The 6,610-nt window shown below is 67.7% G+C and carries 8 protein-coding genes; 6 read left to right on the top strand and 2 right to left on the bottom strand.

Annotated features, from left to right (window positions below):
• Nucleotides 1-253: 253 nt before the first annotated feature.
• The 6 genes from AQJ46_RS47060 to AQJ46_RS47030 all read left to right on the top strand — a co-directional run bounded on the left by AQJ46_RS47060 (nucleotide 254) and on the right by AQJ46_RS47030 (nucleotide 3,900).
• Nucleotides 254-433, top strand: coding sequence for a hypothetical protein (locus AQJ46_RS47060; RefSeq protein WP_059211505.1), 180 nt, complete (start codon nucleotides 254-256; stop codon nucleotides 431-433).
• 43 nt (nucleotides 434-476) lie between these two features.
• On the top strand, nucleotides 477-800 hold the full coding sequence (locus AQJ46_RS47055; RefSeq protein WP_059211504.1) for a hypothetical protein: 324 nt from the start codon (nucleotides 477-479) through the stop codon (nucleotides 798-800).
• Nucleotides 801-1,186: 386 nt separating this feature from the next.
• Nucleotides 1,187-1,402 carry a hypothetical protein gene (locus AQJ46_RS47045; RefSeq protein WP_059211502.1) on the top strand — a complete coding sequence of 72 codons (216 nt, stop codon included), beginning with the start codon at nucleotides 1,187-1,189 and terminating at the stop codon, nucleotides 1,400-1,402.
• A 152-nt stretch (nucleotides 1,403-1,554) separates the two neighbouring features.
• Entirely contained in the window at nucleotides 1,555-2,424 is an 870-nt protein-coding gene (locus tag AQJ46_RS47040; RefSeq protein ID WP_063803941.1) for a DUF6197 family protein, read from the top strand.
• 425 nt (nucleotides 2,425-2,849) lie between these two features.
• The gene (locus AQJ46_RS58645; RefSeq protein ID WP_059211501.1) at nucleotides 2,850-3,575 is read left to right on the top strand and encodes a hypothetical protein; all 726 of its coding nucleotides are present in this window, start codon (nucleotides 2,850-2,852) and stop codon (nucleotides 3,573-3,575) included.
• A gap of 73 nt (nucleotides 3,576-3,648) precedes the next feature.
• Nucleotides 3,649-3,900, top strand: a complete 252-nt coding sequence (locus AQJ46_RS47030; protein WP_059211500.1) for a hypothetical protein — start codon at nucleotides 3,649-3,651, stop codon at nucleotides 3,898-3,900.
• A gap of 1,155 nt (nucleotides 3,901-5,055) precedes the next feature.
• On the opposite strand, the gene AQJ46_RS47025 is transcribed toward AQJ46_RS47030, so the two are convergent.
• Nucleotides 5,056-5,346: a hypothetical protein gene (locus tag AQJ46_RS47025; protein WP_059211499.1), complete on the bottom strand. Its 291-nt coding sequence runs from the start codon at nucleotides 5,344-5,346 to the stop codon at nucleotides 5,056-5,058.
• 96 nt (nucleotides 5,347-5,442) lie between these two features.
• Nucleotides 5,443-6,318 (bottom strand): hypothetical protein, encoded by an 876-nt coding sequence (locus AQJ46_RS47020; protein ID WP_059211498.1) that lies wholly within the window; start codon nucleotides 6,316-6,318, stop codon nucleotides 5,443-5,445.
• Nucleotides 6,319-6,610: the final 292 nt, after the last annotated feature.

The following is a 6,610-nucleotide window of genomic DNA, read 5'->3' as shown; positions in this document are numbered from 1 at the left end:
CCTCCCCGACACCAGCAGCACTCCCATCCGCGTAAGACCACCCGCCACACGACCACACCAGACACGCCACACGACACGTAACACGAGGGAAGCAGGGGCGGAGAGGTGGCGGGAGGAGCGAGGCGATAGGAGCGGGCGCGGGGGGCAGGGAGGAAGATTCTGCAAATTGCCTACTTCTTTTTATCGGTGTATGTTGGAGACGTTGCCGCCGAGGAACACACCCGGCTCCACCGTTCCGCCCGAGAGGGGCGCCATGTTCAAGAACTTTGGCAGGTCACGCCGGGCCTCCGCCCCTGACGTCACCGAGACCACCGGCGGAACCGAGCCGATGTGCCCCGACACCGGCCTTCCGTACGGCGAGCCGGGATCAACCGAGCGTCTGGCCTGGATCTTCGCCATGAACGACCTGGAAGACGCCGAGGAGCGCGCATAGCCGCTCAATCCTCCGCTCCGCACGCAAAGAAGGGAAACCCGCCATGGGCGCCCAAGGCTTCAACGAATATGAGAACGGCACCGACGTAGACCAGGCGTTCCGTGCGGCACACACCCGCGCCACAGAGGAAGCGGAGGACGACGGCGTATCGGCAGACCGCAGCGGAACGCTTGCCACGAAGGATAGCTACAAGATCGTCACACCAACGGGCATGCCGCTTAAGGAAGCCGAGGGGCTCGCCGACAAGTTGCTCGGCGGCCCTGACGACGGCTTTTGGAAGTGGGATCCTGCGGGCGCCATTCCCGTACTTGCGGAGAGCACCGCTGAGATTGAGGGCTGGGTGTTCTTCGGCTGGGCCGCCGTCTAACCAACTGTCGCAGGACCCTGCGCGTTGCCCCAGGCGCAGCTGGGCTGCAGCGATCCACGCACTGTGGTGCTGTGCTCGTACTGACGATCGGAAATCTCATGCTCTTGCTTGAAGAACTCAAACTGGTGCTCTCTCGCTACGTCACCCGCCTACATGATGCGCCCGGGCCTCCAAGGCTGATCCATAGAAGCCACTGCTGGTACATCGGTGACGTCATTTGCGGCGGCGTTGCCTCTCTGAGGTACACCAAGTCGGAGGTGGAGGAACGCCTTGGGCGCGGCACCGTCCGCCTCTGCTTCAAGTGCTTCCCCTCGAAGTAACCCATCCCGGGCCGCGAGCCCCTTTAGGGATTCGCGCGTACGGGACCGTCGCGTCGAAGGATTGGTATGCCCCACTTTCGCACGCCCCGCGCGTGCGTCTACTGCAACGAGAACGCACGGGAATACCGGCTCTACGGACTGGGCGAAGAAATGCGCGCCAACCGCGCCATCCCCACCTGCGGCACCATCCCATGCGCCATCCGCGCCGACCACAGCGCCAGCAATACCGGCAAGCACTACTACTGCACCACCGCCATCCAGGACGGCGTCACACCCATTTGAAGCCCTCAGAGCAGCGTCCTCAGTCGCCAGGAGCGGGACAGCTCGGCGGTGTCCCGATCGCTCTGCCCTCGGAGCGCCGCGCGACAAACGGAACCGTCAGCAGAGACCGGGTTCGCGGCGTGAACGCCTCCCCCTCAACTCTGGAGGAACACATGCGATACAGCGCCGAATCCACCGTTCTCCCGACGAACGCGCCCGACCTGCTGAATTGGGCGGCCGCGCACGTCAAGGCCCGTGGATTCCATAACGGCCGCGACGGCGACAAGTTCGGTCACGATCGGGGAGTCACTGCTACGCGCCTGCTCACCCCGGGCATTCTCGGCGCCCTGGATGTCGCGGGCGGGGACAGCCGGCGCAGCTCCGGCCGGACGTACGACTATCCGGCGTTGTACGCCGCGCAGCGCCTCGCCCTGGACACCCTGTCCGACTTGGTTGCCGGGGGTGCCGTGCTGCACGACTCGGATTGGCCGGACGAGTACCGGCACCGTCGGCACGTCGTGCATCAGTGGGGTTCGCAGGGCGACCGTACGCGGGACGAGGTGGTCGAGGTGCTCCGTGAGGCTGCCGGGCTGGCCGAGTCGGCCGCAACGGCCGCCGCTCGGCCAGGGCGGCCCATGGCCCGGATGCATCGCGGTTCCGTCGGGGGCGTGCTGGCGTGGGCGGCGACGCATCTGGAGGACGTCGGGCACCGGCCGGGTCTGGAGTCGCATGATCCGGCCGGATTCGCGGGCAGTTCGGCGTGCACCGCACTGCACGCCCTGGACCGGGCGTTCGTCGCGGCGAAGCCGAACCCTGCGGACGGCCGGGAGGCATGGGCGGCGTATGGGGAAGCGGAGTCTGCGTGGTGCCTGTTCGTCGAGCACATCACCGAGGGCCCGCTGGTGGCTGTCGATGACATGACCGGCTGGGTGTTGGCCAGGCATCTCCGTGGCACGGTCCTGATGTGGGGGAACGAGCCGGGGCGCAGTACGGCGGACGTGGTCGCGGCGTTCCGCGCGGCTGTCCCAGCCGAGAGCGGATGAGTCGTGCGAGATGTCCAAGCGGCCCTCGCGACCAGAGACTTCACTCCCCCGGGGCGGTGCCGACCGTGCGCTACCCAGCCAGTCGACGCGTGGCCGGACGGCGGACAACCGAGGCGGAACACTGCGCTCCCCTCCGGCGCCGGTGACGGTGCGGCGACTGCCGCCGGAGACGGCCCATCTGAGTCCTTGCCGACGGCGGATCCTACGGAGAAATCACCCCTCCCCGCGATCAAGTGCCCGGCCTCTTACGTCCCGGCCGTCCCGCCACGGACGCGTGTCACAGGACCCCCGCCCCTGCCGCTGACCTGCGAGGACGTGCGAACAATTCTAGGTATTGCTTAATTCTTTTTCTGTGTGTAGAGTGGAGACATCGAAGGGCGCAGGGAACACCCCGCCCCTACCACCACCTTGTCCAGGAGGACACCATGACCGAGACCCTGAAGACCGCCGCTGGCCGCTACTACACCGCCGAGGTCAGCATCGGCGAGCACGGTGAGGCGGTCTACGACGTCAAGCGGGTCGGTCAGATGGGCGCGTTTCCCGTCGGCACCTTCGTGATCCACCCCGACTACCACGCCTTCCCGGAGGTCGATGGTCTGGTCAACATCCAGTTCGGTGGTGGGTCGCCCACCGACCGCCACCAGCGCACGAACGTCCCCGTCCTCGGCAGCGCCAGCCTCCCCTACGTGGTCGGCCACCAGCTGGTCAACCCGGCCGACCTCGTCGACGAGACCTCCGTGTTCCGGCTGCGCGACCTGGCCGGAGCCTCCACCGGCACCGGCACGAGCGCCGGTGGCGCGACGCTCAACACCTCCGCCCGTACCGCCGACCTCGTCACGGCCCTCGTCCGCAACTGGCAGGCTCGCGACGACTACGACCAGCTCACCGCGACCTACACCGCCACCCTCGCTCCCCAGCGCGCCGAGGCGATCGCGAAGAAGGCCGACGACCTGAGCTGCAAGATCATGTCCATCGGCGAGCGGATCGACGAGCTCACCAAGCAGCGCGACGAGCTCCCGGCCACCACCGCCCCGCAGAGCGACGACATCACCCCCGACATGGCCCCCGCCGTTCAGCTCACGGGCCAGATCCTCGCCCTCCAGTGCAAGAGGGAAGACCTCATCGCCGAGCGCGCCGACCTCACGAAGTAGTCCCCCCGCCCGCCCGGTTCGGCCCCTCGCCTCGCGAGGGGCCGAACCGCCATCTCCCAGAGAGGACATCTCCATGTCCGACACTCCCACCCCGGGCAGCCTGCCCGACATCGTGGCGTTCATCGTCGTCACGGCCGCAACCCTGATAGCCCAGAAGTGGGGATTGCGCCCCGCCACCGTCATGACCGCCCTCAGCACCCCCGAGGCCCACGATGTCATCGCCACTCGCTACATCTGCGCCCTCGGTTCCGGGCTGTCCCCGGCGCAGGCGGCCGGTTCCGTCGGCCGCGCCCTCATCAAGGACGCCAGCTCCCGAGTCGACTAAATCCGATCGCGCGCCGCCCCCCTCTCCCCCCGCCCCGCTCACCACCGGTGAGCGGGGCGCAGCGCTAGCGTCCGGCCTTCGGCATCGTCCCCGCCAGCCGCCACCGATCCACCCCGCACCGGACGACCGGCGCGATCACCAACCCGCTCGCTCATCTGCATTCGCCGATCCCCCGCCCTGTCCCTCGTTGCTCGCCCGTCTGCCTCACACTCGCTCCCGGTCTCCTCCCGCCCATCGCTGTTGTCTCGTCCTCTGTACTTGTCGTCTGTTCTGTCCTTGGTCCCATCTCTGCTCTCACCTCCGCCGGCTCTTCGCTGTTGTGGCTCGCCTATCCCTCGCCTGTTCTTGTTGCTCTTCGCACGTCCCAGGGCCGTGCCTCGCAGGCTCGTAGGGAAGTAGTCGGCATGAGGAGAACCCCTTGTCTGAGCCACTGATCAGCGGCTTTGGCCGTCGGGCGCACCGGTCCGAGGCACTACGAGACGCAATAGGAGAGGCACTACGAGAGGCACCAGGAAGAGCACTACGAGAGGCAATACGAGCGGCAACCTTGATCATCTGGGTGAAGGTGCGTCCCGCAGGGCCGGGCAGCCGGGGTCGTCTCTCCGGTTCTCATGCCGGTGGCCACAAGGGGAAGGGAGATTTCACTCCCCTCAGTTCTGATCAGCGCTCAGGTTCCGGGGGGAGAGACTTCTCCCCCCGGTCTGCCCGGAGGGTCTCCTGACCGGCCCGCGATGAGGGGGAGACTTCTCTGTCCTCCCTGGTGTGCCCGCGGGAACAGCCCGTGACGCTGCGGGGGCTGCGGGGAGGGAGACTTCTCCCTCCCCGCAGCCCCCGCAGCTTCTCCCTTGCTGTCAGCGCCGGTCAGTCGTCGGACTGAGCTCCAATGAAGCGGGCCCCGTCCGAGGACGGGGCCCGCTTCATGTTGGTGCCGGGTGCAGGCCTTGATGAACCGCGCGGTGAACGGAGCGTCGCCGGGGTCCTGAAGGAGCTCTCACCCGGCGAGCGCCACCATGTCCGCGAGTTCACCCTCTCGTGCGCGAGGGACCGGGATCGGTGCGGCGCCGGTGGCGCATCGGGGGCCGACGGCGGTGAGCCAGACGGCCAGGCCGCCGCCGAGGAAGCAGGCTTGCATGCCAGCGGGGACGGCGCGGCCTCTCACCACTCAGGCGTCTGCGGGTGCTTGAGCCGGGGCGTGGGCTGAACCAGGCGCCCCAGGAGGGGCACCCGGCGGGCCCAGGAGCGCCACCGGGGCGGGTGGGTATGACGCCATGCGCTGTCGAAGATGCCGTCCTCGGTGGGGAATCGCTGACCGATCCCGCAGGAGCAGTCCCAGCCGTACGGGAGCGGGGCGGAGTCGGTGCGGGTCGCGGTGGCGACGACCTTGGTCCCACTGTGATGCCCGTGGAAGGTCCCGACCCAGAGGGCGGGACTCGCCTCGGTGGTCATGCTGTTCTCCTTGGTGGGTGACTGGTCAAGAGGCAGTGAGCAAGGCGGCCGGGGAGGCACCAGTGATGTTGATGGCGATTCGCATGGTGCCGTCACCTATCCGAAGCAGAGCTGGCGTTCCCCGCGCGAGTACGTGTATCCGTGACCCTTGCAGGTCTGGCAGTTCACGCTGTGCGCCTCCGGATCACCGCTGTCGCAATCGACGGGTTCCTGGTACACCGGCACGTAGATTCCGTCGCCCTGGTACTCCCAGGTCACCGTCGTCAGTACGATGCCGTCGCCTCCGCATCCACCGGGGCAGTCGAAGGGATGTGCATCAAGCTCCTCGTCCGGCTTCAGCTCGCGGTAGGCGTCGAGAAGGTACGCCCGGGCATTCTGATCGGTGGATGTCGGGCGGCCGTCGCGGGCCCGCAGGGCGTGGCCGGCTTCGACGGCGGCTGCGGCGGCTGCGGTGTCGGCGGGGGTAAGGGCGGCCGCGAAGTCGAGGAGGAGGCCCTGGCAGATCAGGTGCCTGCGCGCTTCGGTGGCCGCGTCGGCAGGTGGTAGTGCGGGATTCCTGATCTTGGACCAGTGGTAGGCGTCGCACATCTGGTGGATGAGATCCGAGGTGGCGGGATAGCTGACGTCCAGGTCGATGGGCTCGGGGAAGACATGCCTGAGCAGTGGTGCGAACTGATTGCCCGTCACCGTGCCCAGTTGGTGGGCCTGGGCGTACTGCTGGCGGAGGTAGTCGATGCCGGTCGTCGTGATGTCGGCGTCGTCGAGGTGCCGCAGGGTGTCTCCGCAGGTTTGTGCGGTGTCGTAGGCGTCCGCGTCCTCGGTCCCGCGGAGGGCGAGGACGTCGTGGAGAACACCGAGGTGCAGAGTCCTTGCTCGGCCGAGGCCTGTGGTGCTCGGAGCGTCCGGATCGTGTTCGAGTGCTGAGCGGTGCTGGTAGGAAGCCCACCGGGCTTCGAGGATGAGCCGCCGCATGGAGGGACGTTCGTGTCCGTAGGGCGCAACGGCGTGTTCTGGAAGCGGGTGGTGATGGTCCATGTGCGTATCCCTTGGTCGTGTGTTGGCACGGGTGGCGGTTATAGGGGTGCGTTTTCGGCGAAGCGTGTGACAGCGCGGAAGGGGCGTCATGGCCGCACCCCGTCGACCGGAACACACCTCTGTAAAGAAGTAAGAAATCGACAGCCGGGTCGGTTCGGCGGAGGTCTCTTGGCGCACGGCCTCGGGCGCTCGCGCCCGTTGCCTGCCCCGCCGTCGGGCCGGCTGCGGT

The organism is Streptomyces canus, from assembly GCF_001514145.1.
Classification (GTDB): domain Bacteria; phylum Actinomycetota; class Actinomycetes; order Streptomycetales; family Streptomycetaceae; genus Streptomyces; species Streptomyces canus.
This window is presented reverse-complemented; position numbering and strand designations above follow the sequence as displayed.